The sequence below is a fragment of the Pseudomonas sp. 1 R 17 genome (assembly GCF_900067035.1).
GTDB classification, from domain to species: domain Bacteria; phylum Pseudomonadota; class Gammaproteobacteria; order Pseudomonadales; family Pseudomonadaceae; genus Aquipseudomonas; species Aquipseudomonas marginalis.
In genome coordinates this window covers 26994-50795 of the sequence record NZ_FKLB01000061.1, presented here as the reverse complement: position 1 = coordinate 50795, position 23802 = coordinate 26994, and the positions used below count along the sequence as shown (strand labels likewise).

At 60.8% G+C, this 23802-nt stretch carries 23 protein-coding genes; 15 read left to right on the top strand and 8 right to left on the bottom strand.

What is annotated here, in order from left to right; translation table 11 throughout:
• Positions 1-15: 15 nt before the first annotated feature.
• Both BFP99_RS24985 and algW read right to left on the bottom strand, forming a co-directional pair.
• Entirely contained in the window at positions 16-2112 is a 2097-nt protein-coding gene (locus tag BFP99_RS24985; protein WP_065948465.1) for a TonB-dependent siderophore receptor, read from the bottom strand.
• 112 nt (positions 2113-2224) lie between these two features.
• Complete coding sequence (gene algW, locus BFP99_RS24980) at positions 2225-3379, bottom strand: Do family serine endopeptidase AlgW (protein WP_053131789.1); 1155 nt, start codon at positions 3377-3379, stop codon at positions 2225-2227.
• A 102-nt stretch (positions 3380-3481) separates the two neighbouring features.
• On the opposite strand from algW, the gene BFP99_RS24975 reads away from it, so the two are divergent.
• From BFP99_RS24975 to cysN, 3 genes are all read left to right on the top strand, one after another.
• Positions 3482-4240 carry a Nif3-like dinuclear metal center hexameric protein gene (locus tag BFP99_RS24975; RefSeq protein ID WP_065948464.1) on the top strand — a complete coding sequence of 253 codons (759 nt, stop codon included), beginning with the start codon at positions 3482-3484 and terminating at the stop codon, positions 4238-4240.
• A 136-nt stretch (positions 4241-4376) separates the two neighbouring features.
• Positions 4377-5294 (top strand): sulfate adenylyltransferase subunit CysD, encoded by a 918-nt coding sequence (gene cysD / locus BFP99_RS24970; RefSeq protein ID WP_017137614.1) that lies wholly within the window; start codon positions 4377-4379, stop codon positions 5292-5294.
• Between the two features lie 9 nt (positions 5295-5303).
• Positions 5304-7202 carry a sulfate adenylyltransferase subunit CysN gene (gene cysN, locus BFP99_RS24965; RefSeq protein WP_065924067.1) on the top strand — a complete coding sequence of 633 codons (1899 nt, stop codon included), beginning with the start codon at positions 5304-5306 and terminating at the stop codon, positions 7200-7202.
• A 184-nt stretch (positions 7203-7386) separates the two neighbouring features.
• Here the strand turns inward: cysN and BFP99_RS24960 are convergent, their stop codons facing one another.
• The 3 genes from BFP99_RS24960 to BFP99_RS24950 all read right to left on the bottom strand — a co-directional run bounded on the left by BFP99_RS24960 (position 7387) and on the right by BFP99_RS24950 (position 10756).
• Entirely contained in the window at positions 7387-8286 is a 900-nt protein-coding gene (locus BFP99_RS24960) for an acyltransferase (protein WP_065924068.1), read from the bottom strand.
• Entirely contained in the window at positions 8287-10386 is a 2100-nt protein-coding gene (pta, locus tag BFP99_RS24955) for a phosphate acetyltransferase (RefSeq protein ID WP_065924069.1), read from the bottom strand.
• A gap of 79 nt (positions 10387-10465) precedes the next feature.
• Entirely contained in the window at positions 10466-10756 is a 291-nt protein-coding gene (locus BFP99_RS24950) for a DUF3565 domain-containing protein (protein WP_065948463.1), read from the bottom strand.
• Here BFP99_RS24950 and BFP99_RS24945 point away from each other — a divergent pair.
• Positions 10755-11240 (top strand): FKBP-type peptidyl-prolyl cis-trans isomerase, encoded by a 486-nt coding sequence (locus BFP99_RS24945; protein WP_027606858.1) that lies wholly within the window; start codon positions 10755-10757, stop codon positions 11238-11240. The two genes, BFP99_RS24950 and BFP99_RS24945, sit on opposite strands and share 2 nt — an antisense overlap.
• Positions 11241-11441: 201 nt before the next feature.
• Here BFP99_RS24945 and rpsT read toward each other — a convergent pair whose 3' ends face one another.
• Complete coding sequence (gene rpsT / locus BFP99_RS24940; RefSeq protein WP_003188401.1) at positions 11442-11720, bottom strand: 30S ribosomal protein S20; 279 nt, start codon at positions 11718-11720, stop codon at positions 11442-11444.
• A gap of 253 nt (positions 11721-11973) precedes the next feature.
• On the opposite strand from rpsT, the gene murJ reads away from it, so the two are divergent.
• The 6 genes from murJ (at position 11974) to ispH (ending at position 19425) form a co-directional block, all read left to right on the top strand.
• Positions 11974-13512 carry a murein biosynthesis integral membrane protein MurJ gene (gene murJ / locus BFP99_RS24935; RefSeq protein WP_065948462.1) on the top strand — a complete coding sequence of 513 codons (1539 nt, stop codon included), beginning with the start codon at positions 11974-11976 and terminating at the stop codon, positions 13510-13512.
• A gap of 119 nt (positions 13513-13631) precedes the next feature.
• Positions 13632-14570, top strand: coding sequence for a bifunctional riboflavin kinase/FAD synthetase (gene ribF / locus BFP99_RS24930; protein WP_065948461.1), 939 nt, complete (start codon positions 13632-13634; stop codon positions 14568-14570).
• Positions 14571-14584: 14 nt separating this feature from the next.
• Positions 14585-17416, top strand: a complete 2832-nt coding sequence (gene ileS / locus BFP99_RS24925) for an isoleucine--tRNA ligase (protein WP_065948460.1) — start codon at positions 14585-14587, stop codon at positions 17414-17416.
• The gene (gene lspA / locus BFP99_RS24920) at positions 17409-17921 is read left to right on the top strand and encodes a signal peptidase II (RefSeq protein ID WP_065948459.1); all 513 of its coding nucleotides are present in this window, start codon (positions 17409-17411) and stop codon (positions 17919-17921) included. Before ileS ends, lspA begins: the two co-directional genes overlap by 8 nt.
• 7 nt (positions 17922-17928) lie before the next feature.
• Entirely contained in the window at positions 17929-18366 is a 438-nt protein-coding gene (fkpB, locus tag BFP99_RS24915) for an FKBP-type peptidyl-prolyl cis-trans isomerase (protein WP_174562729.1), read from the top strand.
• Between the two features lie 111 nt (positions 18367-18477).
• The gene (ispH, locus tag BFP99_RS24910) at positions 18478-19425 is read left to right on the top strand and encodes a 4-hydroxy-3-methylbut-2-enyl diphosphate reductase (RefSeq protein ID WP_027606852.1); all 948 of its coding nucleotides are present in this window, start codon (positions 18478-18480) and stop codon (positions 19423-19425) included.
• On the opposite strand, the gene BFP99_RS24905 is transcribed toward ispH, so the two are convergent.
• Positions 19379-19960: a GspH/FimT family pseudopilin gene (locus tag BFP99_RS24905; RefSeq protein WP_065924074.1), complete on the bottom strand. Its 582-nt coding sequence runs from the start codon at positions 19958-19960 to the stop codon at positions 19379-19381. The genes ispH and BFP99_RS24905 overlap by 47 nt on opposite strands.
• A gap of 203 nt (positions 19961-20163) precedes the next feature.
• Here BFP99_RS24905 and pilV point away from each other — a divergent pair, with 203 nt between their 5' ends.
• The 5 genes from pilV (at position 20164) to thiO (ending at position 23470) form a co-directional block, all read left to right on the top strand.
• The gene (gene pilV, locus BFP99_RS24900) at positions 20164-20649 is read left to right on the top strand and encodes a type IV pilus modification protein PilV (protein WP_065948458.1); all 486 of its coding nucleotides are present in this window, start codon (positions 20164-20166) and stop codon (positions 20647-20649) included.
• The gene (locus BFP99_RS24895) at positions 20646-21347 is read left to right on the top strand and encodes a prepilin-type N-terminal cleavage/methylation domain-containing protein (protein ID WP_065924076.1); all 702 of its coding nucleotides are present in this window, start codon (positions 20646-20648) and stop codon (positions 21345-21347) included. The genes pilV and BFP99_RS24895 overlap by 4 nt, the downstream gene beginning before the upstream one ends.
• Before the next feature lie 7 nt (positions 21348-21354).
• Positions 21355-21885, top strand: a complete 531-nt coding sequence (locus BFP99_RS24890; protein WP_065924077.1) for a pilus assembly PilX family protein — start codon at positions 21355-21357, stop codon at positions 21883-21885.
• An 11-nt stretch (positions 21886-21896) separates the two neighbouring features.
• Positions 21897-22298 (top strand): type IV pilin protein, encoded by a 402-nt coding sequence (locus BFP99_RS24885; RefSeq protein WP_065948457.1) that lies wholly within the window; start codon positions 21897-21899, stop codon positions 22296-22298.
• Between the two features lie 62 nt (positions 22299-22360).
• Complete coding sequence (gene thiO, locus BFP99_RS24880; protein ID WP_065948456.1) at positions 22361-23470, top strand: glycine oxidase ThiO; 1110 nt, start codon at positions 22361-22363, stop codon at positions 23468-23470.
• Here the strand turns inward: thiO and BFP99_RS24875 are convergent.
• Complete coding sequence (locus BFP99_RS24875; protein WP_027606845.1) at positions 23457-23690, bottom strand: PP0621 family protein; 234 nt, start codon at positions 23688-23690, stop codon at positions 23457-23459. The two genes, thiO and BFP99_RS24875, sit on opposite strands and share 14 nt — an antisense overlap.
• Between the last annotated feature and the right edge of the window lie 112 nt (positions 23691-23802).

Genomic DNA, 23802 nt, shown 5'->3' with positions numbered 1-23802 from the left:
ACGTTTTTGATTGTGTTACAGGTTGAGGGTCAGGCTGACGGTGAGGTTGCGCGGTTCGCCGGGATTGACCCAGTAATTGCTGTAGGACCGTTCGTAGTACTTTTCATCGAACAGGTTGTTGAGGTTCAGGCCCACGGTGACGTTCTGCGTGGCCTTGTAATGGGCCAGCAAATCGACGGTGTGGTAAGCGGGCAGTTCAAAGCGGCTGCCGGCTTCACCTGAGCGATCCCCCACATAGGTGAACGCCGCGCCCAGGTCTGAACCGCGCAGCGCGCCGTCCTGGAATTCATACACCCCCAACAGGCTGCCACTGTGCTTGGCTACGCCGAGGATGCGGCTGCCCGCAGGAATGGCTTTATCACCCTTGGTCACTTCGGCGTCGATGTAGGCAAAGGCGCCGATCACGCGTACCGCATCGGTCAGTTGTCCTGTCAGTTGCAGGTCGAAGCCCTGGCTGCGTGCCTTGCCCATGGCGCGGTTGGTATTGGTGGCCGGGTCCAGGGCCAGCACGTTTTCCTTTTCGATATGGAAAGCGGCGAGGGTGGCGCTGAGGCGGTCGTCGAACAGCTCGCTCTTGATCCCTACCTCATAGCCTACGCCTTCTTCGGGCTTGAAGGTCTTACCGCTGGCGTCCAGGCCGCTGTTGGGCTTGAACGAGGTGGAAGCGTTGGCGAATACGCCGACCTCTGGCGTCAGTTGATACAGCAGGCCGGCGCGCTGGGTAAGTGCGTCGTGGGTTTGCCGACTCTTGGCGTGGTTGCGGGTAAAGTCGTCGGTGCTTTGTTCGAAATGCTCGAAGCGCGCGCCGACCATACCGCGCAGGCGGTCGGTGAAGATGATCTGGTCTTGCAGGTTCAGCGCCTGGCTTTTGGTCTGTTCGAAGAAGTCGGTGCCGGAGCGCGCGCCATTGGGTTTGGGCTGGCCGTAGACCGGGTTGTAGAGGTCGATGGCGTAGGGGCTGCCGGCTATGGCGGTGACGCGCTCCTTCTTGCGGTAGTCCTCGTATTCGGTGCCGACCAGCAATTCGTGCTGCCAACTGCCAAGGTCGAACAGGCCGCGCAGTTCCAGCTGGGTGATGCTGTCGTGCCAGCCCGTGGAGCGTTCGCGGTAACGGCGGTTAAGGGTATGGCCGTCGGTGTTCAGTGCGCGGTTTTCCGAGGCGTCGCCCCACAGGCTGCCTTGTTTGTAATGGCTGGCCAGGCGCAGTTTCCAGGCGTCGTTGAGATGATGCTCGAGGGTCGCCTGGATGCGGTTGTTGTGGTTGTCGATATCGCCGTCGTTGGGTTCGCCGAGGAAGGTGGAGCGCGATACGCCTGGGGCATCGACGATGCCACGGTCGAAGGTGGAGCTGTGGCGTACGAATTCGCTCTCCACCAGCAGGGACGTGTCCGGGGCCAGCTGCCAGCTGAATGAGGGCGCGACAAATACACGCTTGCTCTCGACGTGATCGCGGAAGCTGTTGTTGTCTTCCACCGCCAGGTTGACCCGCGACAGCAGGTTGCCCTCGCTGTCAAGCGGCGTATTGACGTCGACGGCGGTGCGATAGCGGTCCCAACTGCCGGCGCTGGTTTGCAGGGTGGTGAAGGCTTCAGGCTGAGGTTTTTTGGTGACGATATTCACCGTGCCGCCGGGATCACCACGGCCATACAGGCTGGCGGCCGGGCCCTTGAGCACTTCGATGCGCTCGATATTGGCCGCGTCCGGCGTGCTCGGGTAGCCGCGGTTGGCGCTGAAACCATCCTGGTAGAACTCCGACGTGGTGAAGCCGCGCACGCTGTATTCGTAGAGCGTGAGGCCGCCAAAGTTGTTCTGCTTGGACACCCCGCCGGCAAACTCCAGGGCGCGTTCCACGTTGGTGCTGCCCAGGTCCGTAAGTACCGAGGCAGGAATCACGCTGATGGACTGGGGGATGTCGCGCAGGGCGGTGTCGGTTTTAGTCGCGCTGGCAGAGCGGGTGGCGCGGTAGCCGTTGACCGGGCCGGTGGCGGATTCATAGGCGTCGGTGGTGACGCTGATGGTCTCCAGCTCAACGCTGTTGTCTTCGGCAAAGGCGGGATCCAGCAGCAAACCCAAGGCCAGGCCAGCCAGGGGGGCAAACGTTCGAGACGGCATGATAGAGCGTTCCAATAGCGATATTGAAACAATATAACATGACTGATGAGAATGGATTCGTTTTGAAATATGAGCTTACAGGTACCCGCGAACGGGTACCTGGCGAGGTGATTTATTCCTCTTCCTTGACCGGGGCAGGGGGTGGACGCAAGCCGATCTCCGCCAGCAGCTTGATCTCTTTACCGTTGCGCATCACCTGGATCGCCACCTTGTCGGTCGGCTTGATCCGAGCCACCTGGTTCATCGACTTGCGCCCATCACCGGCCGGTTCGCCGTTGATGCTGAGGATCACATCCCCCAGCTGCAGGCCGGCTTTCTGCGCCGGGCCATCGCGGAAAATCCCGGCGACCACGATGCCAGGGCGCCCGGTCAGGCCAAACGACTCGGCCAGTTCCTTGGTCAACGGCTGTACTTCAATCCCCAGCCAGCCGCGAATTACCTGGCCGTGCTCGATGATCGACTTCATCACTTCCATCGCCAGCTTTACCGGGATCGCAAAGCCGATGCCCTGGGAACCGCCGGACTTGGAGAAAATCGCCGTGTTGATGCCGGTCAGGTTGCCATTGGCATCCACCAGTGCGCCGCCGGAGTTGCCCGGGTTGATCGCCGCGTCGGTCTGGATGAAATCTTCGTAGCTGTTAAGCCCCAGTTGGTTACGCCCGGTGGCGCTGATGATGCCCATGGTCACCGTCTGGCCCACCCCGAACGGGTTGCCGATGGCCAGTGCCACATCACCCACCCGCAGCCCATCGGAGCGGCCTAGGGTGATGGACGGCAGGTTTTTCAAATCGATCTTCAGGACCGCGAGGTCGGTTTCCGGGTCGCTGCCCACCACGCGGGCGAGGGTTTCGCGGCCGTCACGCAGGGCCACCACAATCTGGTCGGCGCCGGTGGTCACGTGGTTATTGGTGAGGATGTAGCCTTCGGGGCTCATGATCACCCCGGAACCCAGGCTGGACTCCATGCGGCGCTGCTTGGGCCCATTGTCACCGAAATAGCGGCGAAACTGCGGGTCTTCAAACAGCGGATGCGCCGGCTTGTTGATGACCTTGGTGGTGTACAGGTTGACCACGGCGGGGGCCGCAATGACTACCGCATCTGCATAAGTCACCGGGCCTTGCACTACCGCACTGGTTTGCGGTGCCTGTTGCAGGTTCACATCAAGGCTGGGTAAGCCCACCCACTGGGGATAACGCTGAATAATCAGCATCGCGATCAGCACGCCAGCCAACAATGGCCATCCAAAAAAACGCAGTGCCTTGAGCATCAAGTAAGTCCTGACAGGTTGCAGGGGGCGGGAGAGCGCCCATAATGTCGCGCATTATACGAGGCTGCGAGCGCCTCGGAACGGGATATTTAGGAGTCTTTTATGGCCGTCCCCCTTACCACCCTCGTCGAGGAAGCGGACCGCTACCTTGGCAGCGCAAAAATTGCCGATTACTGCCCCAATGGCCTGCAGGTCGAGGGGCGGCCGCAAGTGATGCGCATCGTCAGCGGCGTCACGGCGAGCCAGGCTTTGCTGGACGCGGCCGTCGAAGCCCAGGCCGATTTGATCCTGGTGCACCACGGTTATTTCTGGAAAGGCGAAAACCCCTGTATCACCGGCATGAAGCAACGCCGCCTGAAAACCCTGCTCAAACACGACATCAGCCTGCTGGCCTACCACCTGCCGCTGGACCTGCACCCCGACGTTGGCAATAACGTGCAACTCGCCCGCCAGTTGGACATCACCGTCGAAGGCCCACTGGACCCGAGCAACCCCAGGATCGTCGGCCTGGTCGGCTCGCTCGCCGAACCGCTGTCGCCCCGCGACTTCGCCCGGCGTGTGCAGGATGTGATGGGCCGCGAGCCGCTGCTGATCGAAGGCAGCCAGATGATCCGCCGCATCGGCTGGTGCACCGGCGGTGGCCAGGGTTACATCGACAACGCCATCGCCGCGGGCGTCGACCTGTTCCTGAGCGGCGAAGCTTCCGAGCAAACCTTTCACAGCGCGCGCGAAAACAACATCAGCTTTATCGCCGCCGGACACCACGCCACTGAGCGTTACGGTGTACAGGCGCTGGGCGATTACCTGGCGCGGCGCTTTGCCTTGGAGCATCTGTTCATCGATTGCCCCAACCCGATTTGACTGCCAAACCTTGGGGCATATTGATATACCGTTTCGATCTAGCTGGTGCCCTGAATAGAAGAAGGTGCTGTGCTAGCATGCCCCGCTCGAACACGGCCCGCTGGCCGTCCATAAGATCGTTTTTCCGTGAGTAACCATGGTCGACAAACTGACGCATCTGAAACAGCTGGAGGCGGAAAGCATCCACATCATCCGCGAGGTCGCCGCCGAGTTCGACAACCCGGTGATGCTCTACTCGATCGGTAAAGACTCCGCCGTGATGCTGCACCTGGCGCGCAAGGCCTTCTTCCCGGGCAAGCTGCCGTTCCCGGTGATGCACGTCGACACCCGCTGGAAATTCCAGGAGATGTACAAGTTCCGCGACAAAATGGTCGAGGAGCTGGGCCTGGACCTGATCACCCACGTCAACCCGGATGGCGTGGCGCAGGGCATCAACCCGTTCACCCACGGCAGCGCCAAGCACACCGACATCATGAAGACCGAAGGTCTCAAGCAGGCCTTGGACAAGCATGGTTTCGACGCCGCCTTCGGCGGTGCCCGTCGCGATGAAGAGAAATCCCGTGCCAAAGAGCGCGTGTACTCGTTCCGCGACAGCAAGCACCGCTGGGACCCGAAGAACCAGCGCCCGGAGCTGTGGAACGTCTACAACGGCAACGTCAACAAGGGTGAGTCGATCCGTGTGTTCCCGCTGTCCAACTGGACCGAGCTGGACATCTGGCAGTACATCTACCTGGAAGGCATCCCGATCGTGCCGCTGTACTTCGCCGCCGAACGCGATGTCATCGAGAAGAACGGCACGTTGATCATGATCGACGACGACCGCATCCTCGAACACCTGTCCGACGAAGACAAAGCCAGAATCGTCAAAAAGAAAGTACGTTTCCGTACCCTTGGCTGCTACCCGTTGACGGGCGCGGTGGAGTCCGAAGCCGAGACGCTGACGGACATCATTCAGGAAATGCTCCTGACGCGAACTTCCGAGCGCCAGGGCCGTGTCATCGACCACGATGGTGCCGGCTCGATGGAAGATAAAAAACGTCAAGGCTATTTCTAAGGGGCTGTCATGTCGCATCAATCTGATTTGATCAGCGAGGACATCCTCGCCTACCTGGGCCAGCACGAGCGCAAGGAAATGTTGCGCTTCCTGACCTGTGGCAACGTCGACGACGGCAAGAGCACCCTGATCGGGCGCCTGCTGCACGACTCCAAGATGATCTACGAAGATCACCTGGAAGCCATCACCCGTGACTCGAAAAAGTCCGGCACCACCGGTGACGACATCGACCTGGCGTTGCTGGTCGACGGCCTGCAGGCCGAGCGTGAGCAGGGCATCACCATCGATGTCGCCTACCGCTACTTTTCCACCGCCAAGCGCAAATTCATCATCGCCGACACCCCCGGCCATGAGCAGTACACCCGCAACATGGCCACCGGTGCATCCACCTGTGACCTGGCGATCATCCTGATCGACGCGCGCTACGGCGTGCAGACCCAGACCCGTCGCCACAGCTATATCGCCTCGTTGCTGGGCATCAAGCACATCGTGATCGCCGTCAACAAGATGGACATCAATGGCTTTGACCAAAGTGTGTTCGAGTCGATCAAGGCCGATTACCTGAAGTTCGCCGAGGGCATCGCCTTCAAGCCGAGCACCATGGCATTCGTGCCGATGTCGGCACTCAAGGGCGACAACGTGGTGAACAAGAGCGAGCACTCGCCCTGGTACACCGGCCAGTCGCTGATGGAGATCCTCGAGACTGTCGAGATCGCCAACGACCGCAACTACACCGACCTGCGTTTCCCGGTGCAGTACGTCAACCGTCCGAACCTGAACTTCCGTGGGTTTGCCGGCACCCTGGCCAGCGGCATCGTGCATAAGGGCGACGAAGTCGTGGTGCTGCCGTCAGGCAAGAGCAGCCGCGTCAAATCCATCGTCACCTTCGAAGGTGAGCTGGAACACGCCGGCCCAGGCCAGGCCGTGACCCTGACCATGGAAGACGAGATCGACATCTCCCGTGGCGACCTGCTGGTGCATGCCGACAACGTGCCGCAAGTGACCGACGCCTTCGACGCCATGCTGGTGTGGATGGCCGAAGAGCCGATGCTGCCGGGCAAGAAATACGACATCAAGCGCGCCACCAGCTACGTGCCGGGTTCCATCACCAGCATCGTGCACCGTGTGGACGTGAACACCCTGGCCGAAGGCCCGGCGAGTTCGCTGCAGTTGAACGAGATCGGCCGGGTCAAGGTCAGCCTCGATGCTGCCATTGCGTTGGATGGCTATGACAGCAACCGCACCACCGGTGCGTTTATCGTCATCGACCGCCTGACCAACGGCACCGTGGGCGCCGGCATGATCATCGCACCGCCGGTCACCCACGGCAGTGCGGCGCATCACGGCAAGTTGGCCCATGTCGCCACCGAGGAGCGCGCCCAGCGTTTCGGCCAGCAACCGGCTACCGTGTTGTTCAGCGGCCTGTCAGGCGCGGGCAAGAGCACCTTGGCCTATGCGGTCGAGCGCAAGCTGTTCGACATGGGCCGTGCGGTGTTCGTGCTGGATGGTCAGAACCTGCGCCACGACCTGAACAAGGGCTTGCCCCAGGACCGTGCCGGACGTACCGAAAACTGGCGCCGTGCCGCTCACGTGGCGCGTCAGTTCAACGAAGCCGGCCTGCTGACCCTGGCCGCATTCGTCGCCCCGGATGCCGAAGGCCGTGAACAGGCCAAGGCGCTGATTGGCAGCGACCGCCTGCTGACCGTGTACGTGCAGGCGTCGCCGCAGGTGTGTGCCGAGCGTGATCCGCAGGGCTTGTACGCGGCGGGTGGGGATAACATCCCTGGCGAATCTTTCCCGTACGACGTGCCGTTGAATGCCGACCTGGTAATCGACACCCAGGCCCTGTCACTGGAAGACAGCGTCAAGCAAGTGCTGGAGCTGTTGCGCCAGCGCGGCGCGATCTAAGCCTCGCGGCCACAAAAAAGCCCGCCACCGAGTGATCGGTGGCGGGCTTTTTCACATCTTCAAGACCTGGCGCGGTCAAATGTGGGAGGGGGCAAGCCCTAATGCCAGTCAGTTAAGCTTACATCGCCTCCTACAAAAAGCCTTAACTGACTGGCATTTGGGCAAGCCCCCTCCCACAGGTTGATCATCGCTTGCTTGGGAATTCGGTGTGAAGCTGATCCAGCAACGCATCCTTGGTTTCCCACAGCTGGTTGATCCACCCCTGGAACGCCAGTCGATACTCCCCATCCTGCTCATAATTCCTGCCGATAAACTCTGCCGGAATCTGCACCTCTTCAAACTGCACCACCACGTCCTGCACCTTCCCGCACAGCAGGTCCCAATACCCAGGACGTCCGCCAGGGTAGTGAATGGTCACATTGACCAGTGATTTCAGCTGTTCCCCCATGGCATCCAGCACAAACGCGATACCACCCGCCTTAGGCTTGAGCAGGTAGCGAAACGGCGACTTCTGCTGCGCATGCTTGCCCGGTGTAAAACGCGTGCCTTCGGCAAAGTTGAAAATACCCACGGGGTTGTCGCGAAACTTCGCACAGGTCTTGCGAGTGGTTTCCAGGTCCTTGCCTTTCTTCTCCGGGTGTTTTTCCAGGTAGGCCTTGGTGTAGCGCTTCATGAAGGGAAAGCCCAATGCCCACCACGCCAGGCCAATCACCGGCACCCAGATCAACTCCTGCTTGAGGAAGAATTTCAGCGGGCGAATCCGACGATTGAGCACGTATTGCAGGACCATGATGTCGACCCAGCTCTGGTGATTGCTGGTCACCAGGTACGAGTGCTGGTAGTCCAGGCCTTCAAGGCCTTTAAGGTGCCAACGGGTATGGCGCACCAGGTTCATCCAGCCCTTGTTGTTGGTGACCCAGGCTTCATGGGTGTGGTTCATCAGCCATTCGCTGAAGCGCTTGGCGAAGGGCAACGCCTTGAACAGCGCCACGATAAACAGGAACGAACACAGCAGGATCGTATTCAGCGCCAACAGCAGCGAAGCGATCACCCCGCGTACGGCGGCAGGTAGAAAATCCAGCATTTAGATATCCATAGGTCGGTTGGCGGCTTGGATCGCAGTCAGCGCGATGGTGTACACGATGTCGTCGACCTGGGCGCCGCGTGGCAGGTCGTTGACCGGTTTGCGCAGGCCCTGGAGCATCGGCCCGAGGCTGACGCAATCGGCACTGCGTTGCACGGCCTTGTGCGTGGTGTTGCCGGTGTTCAGGTCCGGGAACACGAACACGGTGGCTTTGCCGGCGACCAGGCTGTCGGGGGCCAGTTGGCGGGCGACGGTTTCGTTGGCGGCGGCGTCGTATTGCAGCGGGCCGTCGATCAGCAGTGAGCTTTGCTGTTCATGGGCGAGCAGGGTGGCTTCGCGGACTTTCTCCACTTCCTCACCGCTGGCCGAGTCGCCGCTGGAGTAGCTGATCATCGCCACACGCGGGGTGATGCCGAAGGCGGCGGCCGAGTCGGCGCTTTGCAGGGCGATTTCCGCCAGCTCGGCGGCACTGGGGTGCGGGTTCATCACGCAGTCGCCGTAGACCAGCACCTGCTCGGGGAACAGCATGAAGAACACCGACGACACCAGGGTGCAGCCCGGTGCGGTCTTGATCAACTGCAGGGCCGGGCGAATGGTGTTGGCGGTGGAGTGGATAACACCGGAAACCAAGCCGTCCACTTCATCCAGTGCGAGCATCATGGTGGCGATCACCACGGTGTCTTCCAGTTGCTGCTCGGCCATCGGCGCATTCAGGCTCTTGCTCTTGCGCAGGGCAACCATGGGCTCCACGTAGCGCTGGCGAATCAGGTCCGGGTCGAGAATCTCCAGGCCTTCGGGCAATTCGATGCCCTGGGCGCGCGCGACCGCTTCTACGTCAGCCGGCTTGGCCAGCAGCACGCAGCGCGCGATGCCCCTTGCCTGGCAGATAGCGGCGGCTTGCACGGTCAGCGGCTCGCTGCCCTCGGGCAGCACAATGCGTTTGTTGGCCGCCTGGGCGCGCTGGATCAACTGGTAGCGGAACACCGCCGGCGACAGGCGCATCTCCCGTGGCGTGCCGCAACGCTGGTGCAGCCAGCGCGCATCGAGGTGGCTGGCGACGAAATCGGTGATGATCTCCGCGCGCTCGCGGTCATCGATGGGGATTTCCTTGTTGAGGTTGTTGAGCAGGTTGGCGGTCTCGTAGGAACCGGTACTCACCGACAAAACCGGCAGCCCAGCCTGGAACGCGCCGCGGCACAGATCCATGATGCGCGGGTCTGGCAGGGTGTCGCTGGTCAGCAGCAGGCCGGCCAGGGGCACACCGTTGATCGCGGCCAGGCTGACGGCGAGGATGATGTCGTCACGGTCGCCGGGGGTCACCACCAGCACGCCGGGCTTGAGCAGCTCCACGGTGTTACGCATGGTGCGGGCGCAGATGATGATCTTGGTCATGCGCCGGGTTTCGTAGTCGCCGGCGTTGAGGATCTGCGCGCCCATCAGGTCGGCCACGTCGCGGGTGCGCGGCGCGTTGAGTTCCGGCTGGTAAGGAATGCAGCCGAGCAGGCGGAAATCACCGCTGCGCAGCAAGGGCGAATGCTCCTTGAGGCGCGCCGAGAAGGCTTCCATGCTTTCGTCGGTGCGCACCTTGTTCAGGATCACGCCGAGCACTTTCGGGTCTTTCGGGCCGCCGAACAGCTGGGCCTGCAGTTCCACGCGGCCGGAGAGTTCGGTGAGCACTTCGTTTTCCGGGGCCGAGACCAGGATCACTTCCGCATCCAGGCTCTTGGCCAGGTGCAGGTTGACCCGGGCCGCATAGCTGGCGCTGCGGGTCGGTACCATACCTTCGACGATCAGCACGTCCTTGCCCACGGCGGCCTGCTGATAAAGGGTGATGATTTCTTCGAGCAGCTCGTCGAGCTGGCCGTCGCCGAGCATGCGTTCCACGTGAGCCAGGCCTAGCGGTTGTGGCGGCTTGAGGCCATGGGTGCGAGCCACCAGCTCGGTGGAGCGTTCGGGGCCGGTATCGCCGGGATGTGGCTGGGCAATCGGCTTGAAAAAACCGACTTTCAGGCCGGCTCGCTCAAGGGTACGCACCAGCCCAAGGCTGATGGAGGTCAGACCCACACCAAAATCGGTGGGCGCGATAAAAAAAGTCTGCATGCGAATTCTCTGGAGGTGCATGGCTTCGGTGGCGCCCTATGGTTGAGTGCCTACCGGGAATCAGGCGCCAAGGTTATCGTTATTCGGGCGCTTGCGCACACCAGCCGCAGGCAAAGGGCTGGCCTATTTTTTCCAGGCGCTGTGTGGCGTCGAGTACCCAGGCGCGAGACTGCCATGGCGGCTGGTGGCGCAGGTGCTGGGTGTGGCCGCAGGACAGCTCGGCAACCCAGTGACCCTCCTCGTCCTGGTGGAAGCCGATGATCAAGGATGCCGTTGATCGGCCCCGTCCGTCCGGGTTCTGTTCGCTTTCGGGCAAATCCTTGTTTAGACTTGTCCGTTCTTCATTCTTATGCAAAAGGTCTCGCCCCATGACGATCGCCGCTAACAAGGCTGTCTCCATCGACTATACCCTGACCAACGACGCTGGTGAGGTCATCGACAGCTCAGCCGGCGGCGCGCCGCTGGTCTACCTGCAAGGCGCAGGTAACATCATCCCAGGCCTGGAAAAGGCTCTGGAAGGCAAGAGCGTTGGTGATGAGCTGACCGTTGCCGTAGAACCTGAAGATGCCTACGGCGAATACTCCGCCGAACTGGTCAGCACCCTGAGCCGCAGCATGTTCGAAGGTGTTGATGAGTTGGAAGTGGGCATGCAGTTCCACGCCTCCGCGCCGGACGGTCAAATGCAGATCGTCACCATTCGTGATCTGGACGGCGACGACGTCACCGTCGACGGCAACCACCCTCTGGCTGGCCAGCGCCTGAACTTCCAAGTGAAGATCGTTGCCATCCGCGACGCTTCCCAGGAAGAAGTGGCCCACGGTCACGTCCACGGTGAAGGCGGTCATCACCATTGATTGATGTTTTGATCAAGTGGTAGCAAAAACGCCCCGACTGGTTCGGGGCGTTTTTTGTGCGCTTGAAAATCTCTACCGGATCCCCCCGCCACATTTTGATCGTGGTGTATTTTCAGGCACAAACAAAAATGCCCCAGACCTTTCGGTACGGGGCATTTCTTAACTGTTTCGCAACCTGGGCTGCGTGGCAGTTGTTACCACTTAGGCAGCAGCAGGAACGCTCAGAGCCTTGATGTGGCCATTCAGGCGGCTCTTATGACGAGCGGCCTTGTTCTTGTGGATGATGCCTTTATCGGCCATACGGTCGATAACTGGCACAGCCAGAACGTAAGCTGCTTGAGCTTTTTCAGCGTCTTTGGTGTCGATGGCTTTAACTACATTCTTGATGTAGGTACGAACCATGGAACGCAGGCTGGCGTTGTGGCTGCGACGCTTCTCAGCCTGTTTTGCACGTTTTTTGGCGGAAGGTGTGTTGGCCACCGTCGAGCTCCTCGAAAGACTTTTTAGGAAATAGCAAACAAAATAGGCCGCGAATCATGCCGATGACTTGATGTGTTGTCAAGGCCGGCTGATGCGAACTGCTGAGTGGTCGATCTGAAGAGGCGGGTGATTTATTTCCGGCGCTTGACCTGTAAACTCGCGAGCTTTGGCGCTGTGCTGTTGCAGGCGCGCAGTATCGCATAAGTAGGCGCTTAGTTCGCCTGCTCTTTATCTATAGGCGCAAACTCTTTCAATGAATCTGCTCAAATCGTTGGCCGCCGTCAGCTCTATCACGATGATCTCCCGGGTTTTGGGGTTCGTGCGTGACACCCTGCTGGCGCGTATTTTTGGCGCCAGCATGGCCACGGATGCGTTCTTTATTGCGTTCAAACTGCCCAACCTGCTGCGGCGGATCTTTGCCGAGGGCGCGTTTTCCCAGGCGTTCGTGCCGATTCTGGCCGAGTACAAGACCCAGCAGGGGGAGGAGGCGACCCGTACCTTCATTGCCTATGTCTCGGGCCTGCTCACCCTGGTGTTGATGCTGGTGACCATCGTCGGCATGCTCGCCGCGCCCTGGGTGATCTGGGCCACGGCGCCGGGTTTTGCCAATACGCCGGAAAAATTCGCGCTGACCACTGACCTGTTGCGGGTGACCTTTCCTTATATATTGCTGATCTCACTGTCATCCCTGGCCGGTGCGATCCTCAACACCTGGAACCGTTTCTCGGTGCCGGCGTTCGTGCCGACGCTGCTTAACGTCAGCATGATTATTTTTGCGCTGTTCCTGACACCTTACTTCGATCCGCCGGTCATGGCCCTTGGCTGGGCCGTGCTGGCCGGTGGCCTGGCGCAGTTGCTCTACCAACTGCCGCACCTGAAAAAGATCGGCATGCTCGTATTGCCGCGCCTGAATCTCAAGGACACCGGCGTCTGGCGCGTGATGCGCAATATGTTGCCGGCGATCCTTGGGGTGTCGGTGAGCCAGATTTCCCTGATCATCAACACCGCCTTCGCCTCGCTGCTGGTATCCGGCTCGGTGTCATGGATGTATTACGCCGACCGCCTCATGGAACTGCCGTCTGGCGTGCTGGGCGTAGCCCTCGGCACCATTTTGCTGCCGACGCTGGCACGCACCTATGCCAGCAAGGATCGCCAGGAATACTCGCGCATCCTCGATTGGGGCCTGCGCCTGTGCTTTGTGCTGGTGCTGCCGTGCGCACTGGCGTTGGGGATCCTGGCCGAGCCGCTGACAGTGTCGCTGTTCCAATACGGGCAATTCGATGCCCATGACGCGTTGATGACCCAGCATGCGCTGGTGGCTTATTCCGTCGGCCTGCTCGGCATCATCGTGATCAAGGTGCTGGCGCCTGGCTTCTATGCCCAGCAGAACATCCGCACGCCGGTAAAGATCGCGATCTTCACCCTGATCGTCACGCAACTGCTCAACCTGGTGTTTATTGGTCCGCTGGCCCACGCCGGCCTGGCCCTGGCCATCAGTGCCGGTGCGTGCATCAATGCCGGCCTGCTGTTTTATCAGCTGCGCAAACAACAGATGTTCCAGCCTCAGCCTGGCTGGGGCATGTTCGCCCTCAAGTTGCTGGTGGCGGTTGCGATGATGTCGGCGGTATTGCTCGGCCTGATGCACTTCATGCCGGCCTGGGATGAGGGGCATATGCTGGAGCGCTTCATGCGCCTGGGCGTGCTGGTCGTGGCCGGCGTGGTGGTGTACTTCGGGATGTTGCTGCTGCAAGGCTTCCGCCTGCGGGATTTCAATCGCAAGTCGTTGAGCTAGAGAGTTTGCCGCGATAAAACGGTTGTTTTATCGATTCGATCCATTTGCCCTGCGCTGTTGCCTGTCGTCCAGGGCCGGGTGTGGTTATAATCGACCACTTTATGAGCAAGAAGCGCGTTATGCAGCTGGTTCGAGGTCTCCACAACCTGCGCCCTGAGCATCGGGGCTGCGTCGCCACTATTGGCAACTTTGACGGTGTTCACCGTGGCCACCAGGCTATCCTGGCCCGGCTGCGCGAGCGTGCGGTCGAGTTGGGCGTACCCAGCTGCGTGGTGATTTTCGAGCCGCAGCCGCGGGAATACTTCACCCCGGAAACGGCACCGGCACGTCTGGTCCGTCTGCGGGACAAGCTGCAACTGCTGGCCGAAGAAGGCGTGGACCGCGTCCTCTGCCTGGCTTTCAACCAGCGTTTGCAAAGTCTCAGCGCTGCCGAGTTCGTCGACCGCATACTGGTAGATGGCCTGGGCGTACAGCATTTGGAGGTCGGCGACGACTTCCGTTTTGGCTGCGACCGGGTCGGGGATTTCGAGTTCCTGCAACACGCCGGTATCACCCAGGGCTTTACCGTCGAAGCCGCGCAAACCGTCGAACTGGACGGCCTGCGCGTGAGCAGCACCCAGGTGCGTAACGCCCTGGCCGCTGCCGACTTCGCCTTGGCCGAGCGTTTGCTCGGTCGCCCGTTCCGCATTGCCGGGCGGGTACTGCACGGCCAGAAGCTGGCGCGCCAACTGGGCACGCCAACCGCCAACGTGCAACTCAAGCGCCGCCGTGTGCCGCTGACCGGGGTTTACCTGGTGAGCGTCGACATCGACGGCCAATCGTGGCCGGGAGTCGCCAACATAGGCGTCAGGCCCACGGTTGCAGGTGATGGCAAGGCCCACCTGGAAGTTCATCTGTTGGATTTTGCCGGTGATCTGTATGACCGGCGTTTGACGGTGGTTTTCCACCAGAAGCTGCGTGAAGAGCAGCGTTTCGCCTCGCTTGAGGCGTTGAAAACGGCGATCAATGCGGATGTCGCCGCCGCCCGTGCACTAGCCGCACCTAGCGCCCATCGCTAACCGAAGAGCCTTAAATGACCGACTATAAAGCCACGCTAAACCTTCCGGACACCGCCTTCCCAATGAAGGCCGGCCTGCCACAGCGCGAACCGCAGATCCTGCAGCGCTGGGACAGTATTGGCCTGTACGGAAAGTTGCGCGAAATTGGCAAGGATCGTCCGAAATTCGTCCTGCACGACGGCCCTCCTTATGCCAACGGCACGATTCACATCGGTCATGCGCTGAACAAAATTCTCAAGGACATGATCCTGCGCTCGAAAACCCTGGCGGGTTTCGACGCGCCTTATGTCCCAGGTTGGGACTGCCACGGCCTGCCGATCGAACACAAGGTCGAAGTGACCTACGGCAAGAACCTGGGCGCGGATAAAACCCGCGAACTGTGCCGTGCCTACGCTGCCGAGCAGATCGAAGGGCAGAAGTCCGAGTTCATCCGCCTGGGTGTGCTGGGCGAGTGGGACAACCCGTACAAAACCATGAACTTCAAGAACGAGGCCGGTGAAATCCGTGCCTTGGCCGAAATCGTCAAGGGCGGTTTCGTGTTCAAGGGCCTCAAGCCCGTGAACTGGTGCTTCGATTGCGGCTCGGCCCTGGCTGAAGCGGAAGTCGAATACGAAGACAAGAAGTCCTCGACCATCGACGTGGCCTTCCCGATCGCCGACGACGCCAAGCTGGCCGAGGCCTTTGGCCTGGCAAGCCTGAGCAAACCGGCTGCCATCGTGATCTGGACCACCACCCCGTGGACCATTCCCGCCAACCAGGCGCTGAACGTGCACCCGGAATTCACCTACGCCCTGGTGGACGTCGGTGATCGCCTGCTGGTGCTTGCCGAGGAAATGGTCGAAGCGTGCCTGGCTCGCTACGAGCTGCAAGGTTCGGTAATTGCCACCACTACTGGTTCCGCGCTGGAGCTGATCAACTTCCGTCATCCGTTCTATGACCGTCTGTCGCCGGTGTACCTGGCTGACTACGTCGAGTTGGGTTCGGGTACAGGTGTGGTTCACTGCTCGCCGGCCTATGGCGTGGACGACTTCGTGATCTGCAAGAAGTACGGCATGGTCAACGATGAGATCATCAACCCGGTGCAAAGCAACGGTGTTTATGTGCCGTCGCTGGAGTTCTTCGGCGGCCAGTTCATCTTCAAGGCCGACCAGCCGATCATCGACAAGCTGCGTGAAGTCGGTGCGCTGATGCAAACTGACACCATCAAGCACAGCTACATGCACTGCTGGCGCCACAAGACCCCGCTGATCTACCGCGCCACCGCGCAATGGTTTATCGGCATGGACAAAGAGCCGGCCAGCGGCGACACCCTGCGTGTACGCTCGCTCAAGGCTATCGAAGACACCCAGTTCGTCCCGGCCTGGGGCCAGGCGCGCCTGCATTCGATGATCGCCAACCGTCCGGACTGGTGCATCTCCCGTCAACGCAACTGGGGTGTGCCGATCCCGTTCTTCCTCAACAAGGAAAGCGGTGAGCTGCACCCACGCACCGTCGAACTGATGGAAGTGGTGGCCCAGCGTGTCGAACAGGAAGGCATTGAAGCCTGGTTCAAGCTGGACGCCGCCGAGTTGCTGGGTGACGAAGCGCCGCTGTACGACAAGATCAGCGACACCCTCGACGTATGGTTCGACTCCGGTACCACCCACTGGCACGTGCTGCGCGGCTCGCACCCGATGGGTCACGAAACCGGCCCGCGTGCCGACCTGTACCTGGAAGGCTCCGACCAACACCGGGGCTGGTTCCACTCGTCGCTGCTGACCGGTTGCGCCATCGACAACCACGCCCCGTATCGCGAGCTGCTGACCCACGGGTTCACCGTCGACGAGACGGGCCGCAAGATGTCCAAGTCGCTGAAGAACGTGATCGAGCCGAAAAAGATCAACGACACCTTGGGCGCCGACATCATGCGCCTGTGGGTGGCGTCGACCGATTACTCCGGCGAGATCGCCGTGTCGGACCAGATCCTGGCCCGTAGCGCCGATGCCTACCGCCGTATCCGTAATACCGCGCGCTTCCTGCTGTCGAACCTGACCGGTTTCAACCCGGCCACCGACATCCTGCCGGCCGAGGACATGCTCGCCCTGGACCGTTGGGCCGTGGACCGTACCCTGTTGCTGCAGCGCGAGTTGCAGGAGCACTACGGCGAATACCGCTTCTGGAACGTGTACTCGAAGATCCACAACTTCTGTGTGCAGGAGTTGGGTGGTTTCTACCTCGACATCATCAAGGACCGCCAGTACACCACCGGTGCCAACAGCAAGGCCCGCCGTTCGGCGCAGACCGCGCTGTACCACATCTCCGAAGCGCTGGTGCGCTGGATCGCACCGATCCTGGCCTTCACCGCCGACGAACTGTGGGAATACCTGCCGGGCGAGCGTAACGAGTCCGTCATGCTCAATACCTGGTACGAAGGCTTGACCGAACTGCCGGCCGACTTCGAACTGGGCCGCGAGTACTGGGAAGGCGTAATGGCCGTCAAGGTTGCGGTGAACAAGGAGCTGGAGGTTCAGCGTGCGGCCAAGGCCGTCGGTGGCAACCTCCAGGCCGAAGTTACCCTGTTTGCCGAGGAAGGCCTGACTGCCGACCTGACCAAGCTGAGCAATGAGCTGCGCTTCGTGTTGATCACTTCCACTGCGAGCCTGGCACCGTTCGCCCAGGCACCGGCGGATGCCGTAGCCACCGAAGTGCCGGGCCTCAAGCTCAAGGTGGTCAAGTCGGCCTTCCCTAAGTGCGCCCGTTGCTGGCACTGCCGTGAAGACGTTGGGGTGAACCCTGAGCATCCGGAAATCTGCGGTCGTTGCGTCGACAACATCTCCGGTGAAGGCGAGGTTCGCCACTATGCCTAATGCAGCCAGTCGTTTCGGACGCCTGGGCTGGCTCGTACTGAGCGTGCTGGTCCTGGTCATCGATCAGGTCAGCAAGGCTCATTTCGAGGGCTCCCTGGAAATGTTCCAGCAAATCGTGGTGATCCCGGATTACTTCAGCTGGACCCTGGCCTACAACACCGGCGCCGCCTTCAGCTTCCTGGCTGACGGCGGCGGCTGGCAGCGCTGGCTGTTCGCCCTGATCGCAGTGGTGGTCAGTGGGGTGCTAGTGGTCTGGCTCAAGCGCCTGGGCCGCGATGACACCTGGCTGGCCATCGCCTTGGCCCTGGTGTTGGGCGGTGCCCTGGGCAACCTGTACGACCGTATTGCCCTGGGCCATGTGATCGACTTTATCCTGGTGCATTGGCAGAACCGCCATTACTTCCCGGCGTTCAATTTTGCCGACAGCGCCATCACCGTCGGTGCAATCATGCTGGCGCTGGACATGTTCAAAAGTAAGAAAACCGGAGAGACCGTCAATGACTGATCAGGTATTGGCTGAGCAACGCATCGGCCAGAACACGGAAGTCACCTTGCATTTCGCACTGCGCCTGGAGAATGGCGACACGGTCGACAGCACGTTCGACAAAGCCCCGGCGACTTTCAAGGTCGGCGACGGCAACCTGTTGCCAGGTTTTGAAGCGGCCCTGTTCGGTTTCAAGGCCGGCGACAAGCGCACCCTGCAGATCCTGCCGGAAAACGCCTTTGGCCAGCCCAACCCGCAAAACGTGCAGATCATCCCGCGTTCGCAGTTCCAGGACATGGACCTGTCGGAAGGCCTGCTGGTGATCTTCAATGATGCGGCGAATACCGAACTGCCCGGTGTGGTCAAAGCCTTCGATGACGCGCAGGTAACCATCGACTTCAACCACCCGTTGGCGGGTAAAACCTTGACGTTCGACGTTGAAATCATCGACGTTAAAGCTCTTTGATCAACGCCCCGATCTAAAATGTGGGAGGGGGCAAGCCCGCTCCCGCCTTTGGTCGCCATTGTCAGTTCAGTAGCATCAACTCTGGCCCAAGCGCCAGACACGAGGCACAGCATGCAAATCAAACTCGCCAACCCCCGTGGCTTCTGCGCCGGCGTGGACCGGGCGATCGAAATCGTCAACCGCGCCCTGGAAGTCTTCGGGCCGCCGATCTATGTGCGCCATGAGGTCGTCCATAACAAGTTCGTGGTCGAAGACCTGCGCGCACGTGGCGCCATCTTTGTCGAAGAGCTGGAGCAGGTGCCGGACGACGTTATCGTTATTTTCAGCGCCCATGGTGTTTCCCAGGCCGTGCGTACCGAAGCGGCTGGCCGTGGCCTGAAAGTATTCGACGCCACCTGTCCGCTGGTCACCAAGGTACATATCGAAGTCGCGCGCTACAGCCGTGATGGTCGCGAATGCATCCTGATTGGCCATGCCGGTCACCCGGAAGTCGAAGGCACCATGGGCCAATACGACGGCAGCAATGGTGGCGCCATCTACCTTGTGGAAGACGAAAAAGACGTCGCCAGCTTGCAGGTTCACAACCCGGAGCGTTTGGCGTTCGTGACCCAGACCACCTTGTCCATGGACGACACCAGCCGCGTCATCGACGCGCTGCGCAGCCGCTTCCCGGCCATTGGTGGGCCACGCAAGGACGACATCTGCTACGCCACCCAAAACCGCCAGGATGCAGTCAAACAGTTGGCCGATGAATGCGATGTAGTGCTGGTGGTCGGCAGCCCTAACAGCTCCAATTCCAACCGCCTGCGCGAATTGGCCGAACGCATGGCGACACCGGCGTACCTGATCGACGGTGCTGAAGATATGCAGCGCAGCTGGTTCGATGGTGTCGAGCGTATTGGCATCACGGCTGGCGCTTCGGCCCCGGAAGTCCTGGTGCGCGGCGTCATCCAGCAGTTGCATGCCTGGGGGGCTACGGGCGCCGATGAGTTGGCCGGTCGTGAAGAGAACATCACTTTCTCCATGCCCAAGGAGCTGCGGGTTCGCTCCCTCCTCTGAATGCCAGGGTGCCGGAGTAACTTCGGCACAACGCCTGTTCGGCTCTATCGCTGCGCAGGCTGATGCGCCCACTGGGCGCCAGCACCACCTGGTACAGGCTCTGTACCGAGTCCGTGGCGCATATATGTACAGTGCCGGCACGAAAACCTCCCCCAGCAAATACCGGCTCGCCCAATCCGCTGAAGCGTACCTGGCTTTTGACCGGTCCATTCCCGACGATCGGCACCCGTCCGCTGCCCTGGCGCTCCAGTAACACCGGGTTGTCGTCGTCCAGATGGCCACGCCCGCTTACATCCAGCACGACCCGCCAACCCCGGCTCCAGTCATCATCCAGTGCGTGGATGACCACCGCGCGGTTACGCGTGATGGCTTCAGTGCGTGCGAAGCGAAATCCGTTTGTCAGTGATTGCGCCGCGCTTTGTCGCTGCTGTGATTCCAGCAGGCCGGTGAAACTGGGCGTAGCCAGATGCGCCAGGATGCCGCTCACGATCAGTCCGAGCAGCAGTTCGATCAGGGTGAAACCTCGTTGCTCCATAGGCCGTCCCTCCGTGGGCGTGTGTACATACAGGGTTGAAACATAGGTATAGCGTCCGGCTCGGAGTGTCGAATGATGGCCTTTATGTCCAAAGTATTTCCCTTTGTTCCGTAACCGGCGCCGGCGAAAAACCGACGCTAGTCTTGGGTCTCACAGCAGGGTTTTCCTGCTTTTTTCGGCCCTCGACACGGATGACGACGGTAATGCCTGCCTGCCTGAAAACCTGTTTCTTCCCGACTTTTCCTCGGTACCAAATCGGCATGACATTGATTGAAGTGCTGGTGGCGGTGCTGATTCTCGCCGTCGGGCTGTTAGGTGCAGTGATGCTCCAGCTCAACGCCCTCAAGTACACCGACAGTTCGAGGATGACCAGCCAGGCCAGTTTCATCGCCTACGATATGCTCGACCGAATCCGTGCCAATTCCGGTGCCGACTACTCGTTGCGTCGTGGCGCTCGAGCGCCGGCCAGTACCGCGACCACCAGCGTGCGTGACGTGGACCTGCATGATTTTGAAGCCAATATTCGCGGTTTTGCCGGGGAGAGCGGCAAAGGCTCTGTGGCGGTCAGTGCAGATGAAGTGACTGTCAGTATCAGTTGGGATGACAGCCGGGGTGCAAACACGCCTGGCGCGCGGGAAACCTTCACCCTGACCAGTCGCATCGATAATGAGCCGGGGGTGATGCAATGAGGCATCGGGTTAGAGGTTTCAGCCTGGTGGAATTGTTGCTGGCCCTGGCCGTCGGTTTGGTGCTGGTGCTTGGCGGGAGCCAGGTGCTGATCAATTCCCGAGCGACCCACGCCAGCCAGCAGGCAGCCATGTTGCTGCAGGATGATGCGCGGTTTGTGCTGGGCAAGATGATCCGGGATATTCGCCAGGCGGGTATGTTTGGCTGTTTGGCCCCGGCCTTTATCGAGAATGCCCCGCCAGCCTTTGAAAGGCCGGTCAGCTGGAATGCCGGGGGCAGTTCAAAGTCGCTGACGCTGGTCACTGCCGATGTCGGCGGCGGCAGGCCTGACTGGACGGTGCTCTCCGACTGCACTGCTGGCGCCCAAGCCTATTCAGGCAGCTCACCTGCACCTGCTCCCGGGCAGATTCGATTTGCGATTCGGCAACTGACCTACACCTTCGAGGCGGGCCAGTTGAAGGTCAGCACGCTTGCGTCGCCGGCCAGGGCTGTGTTGGTGGATAACGTACGGGCTTTCGATGTCAGTTTCGGCGTGGCTGCCAGCCCGGTATCCGTTCGGGTTGTGCGTTATGACGCTATCCCGACCGATGAGTCCTTGATCCGCAGTGTGCGCATCCGCATGACGTTGCAAGACCCGACGGGGCGGGTAAAAGATCAAACCTACAGCGTCGTGGCGGCGCTGCGAAACCGCTTGGGCTAGGGCGACCATGGTGCTTGCTGGGGGTGTTTCTTCGCGGCAGGGGGGGATGGTCCTGCTGATAAGCCTGGTGTTTTTGCTGCTGTTGTCGTTGATCGGCCTGTCTTCGATACAGGGGGCAGTCACCCAGCAAAAGATCACCGGTAGCCTGTGGCACCGCAACCAGTCGCTGCAAGCCGCAGAAAGTGGCTTGAGGCTGGGAGAGCAAGGTGTGAGGCGAAAGGGCGCGGCCTTGCCGCAGTGCCAGTCGATCGCTGCCTGCGGGCCACCGGATGAAGCGTTTTCGGTGGTGGGTGCCGGGCCCCATCCTGTGTCATCGGTTAACTGGGTTGCCATCAAGGGTGGTCTCTACGGTATTCAGTCCCTGGGGCCTGGCGCAGGGCTGCCGCATGTGCCGCCGCAAGCCCTGGCGACGTTGTACCGGGTAACAGCGGTCGGGCTCAGTGGTCAATCGCGCACGGTATTGGAGAGCGTATATGCGCGGGTGGAGGAGGAGAGTGGCTCGCGGTTTCGGCGGGTTTCGTGGCGGCAACTTCAATAAGGAGCAATGGAATGGGCATGGACAGCCAGGGTTTTACCCTGATCGAGCTATTGATCACCGTGGCGATCATCGCGTTTCTGGCCGGAATCGCTTACCCCGGGTACACCGGCCATGTGAAAAAGGTCTATCGCACGGAAATCGTCGCGCTGTTGACCGAGCAGGCTCAGCGCCTGGAGCGGTTTCATATGAGGAACGGCACTTTTATTGACGCAAGCGGCGTCAGTACGGGCAATGATCGCTATAGAATCACCGCAGCGTTGAACCCTCAGGATTTCTACCTGGTTGCTACACCGGGCGCCGATTCGTTGATGGCCGGCGACCCTTGCGGTGACTTCAGCCTGGACAGCAGCGGTGCGCGTGGCAATCCGGGGGCGGCACCTGAAATGTCGCGCCAGACATGCTGGGGGCAATGATGAGGGTGCTGGATGATTGGGCGCCGGGGGCGTTTATTCCTATTTATCGACTGGATCAAATGATGGCTAAGCAACAGCAAGTGGTGATTGTCGGTGGCGGAGTCATCGGCTTGTTGACGGCGTTCAATCTGGCAACCCAGGGGCAGGCTGTGATCTTGCTGGAGCGTGCCGGTGTGGGGCAGGAGTCGTCATGGGCGGGCGGAGGCATTGTTTCGCCACTGTATCCGTGGCGCTATAGCCCGGCGGTCACAGCGTTGGCCCATTGGTCCCAGGATTTTTATCCGCAACTGGCTGAGCGGCTGTTTGCCGCTACCGGTGTCGACCCGGAGGTCCATACCACGGGGTTGTACTGGCTGGACCTGGACGATGAAACCGAGGCGCTGGACTGGGCTGCTCGTGAAGGGCGGCCTTTGAGCAAGGTCGATGTGTCTGCCGCCCATGACGCGGTTCCTGTCTTGGGTGGCGGGTATGCCCAGGCGATCTATATGGCCAACGTGGCCAACGTGCGCAACCCGCGCCTGGTCAAATCCCTGAAGGCCGCGCTATTGGCCCTGCCTGCCGTGACCGTTCACGAACAGTGCACAGTGACCGGTTTTGTTCTGGATGGCGGCAACGTAGTGGGCGTGGATACGGCAGAGGGGCCGATTCTAGGGGATCAGGTGGTGCTTGCAGCGGGGGCGTGGAGCGGCGAGTTGCTCGGCACACTGGGCTTGGCGCTGCCGGTAGAGCCGGTCAAGGGGCAGATGATTTTGTACAAATGCGCGTCGGACTTCCTGTCGAGCATGGTCCTGGCCAAAGGGCGTTATGCGATCCCTCGGCGTGATGGGCACATCCTCATCGGCAGCACTCTGGAATATGAGGGGTTCGACAAGACGCCAACCGACACCGCGCTGGAAAGCCTCAAGGCTTCGGCTGTGGAACTGATTCCCGCCCTGGCCGACGCCGAAGTGGTGGGGCATTGGGCCGGCTTGCGGCCCGGCTCGCCGGAGGGCATCCCCTATATCGGTCGGGTACCCGGCTTCAGCGGGCTGTGGCTCAACTGCGGGCATTACCGCAACGGGTTGGTCCTGGCGCCGGCATCGTGCCAGTTATTTGTCGATTTGCTGCTGGAGCGTGCGCCGATCATCGATCCGGCACCCTATGCCCCCGAAGGTCGGATCAACGCTGGATAGACTTCGGTCCTTGCTCCAGATGCGCCTGGGTGCAATACCACTCCTGGCGCGAACTCAGGGCGCGATCCTGCGGCAAGTGCACACCGCAATGTGCGCAGCGCACCATCAACGCAGCGCCGGGCTCGCTGGTGCGTTGCTGCCTGGCGGTCGGGCTTTTGAATTTGCGCCAGAACCATACCGCGGCAGCAATAACGGCAATCCAGAACAGAAGACGAAGCATGATGGGCGGTTTCTCGATAAGGAATGCGCCAGTTTAGCCAAGGACGTGGCAGGCGCACAGCGCAATAATCCTTGCCCATAAAAAAGGAGCCCCGAAAGGCTCCTTTTTGCGT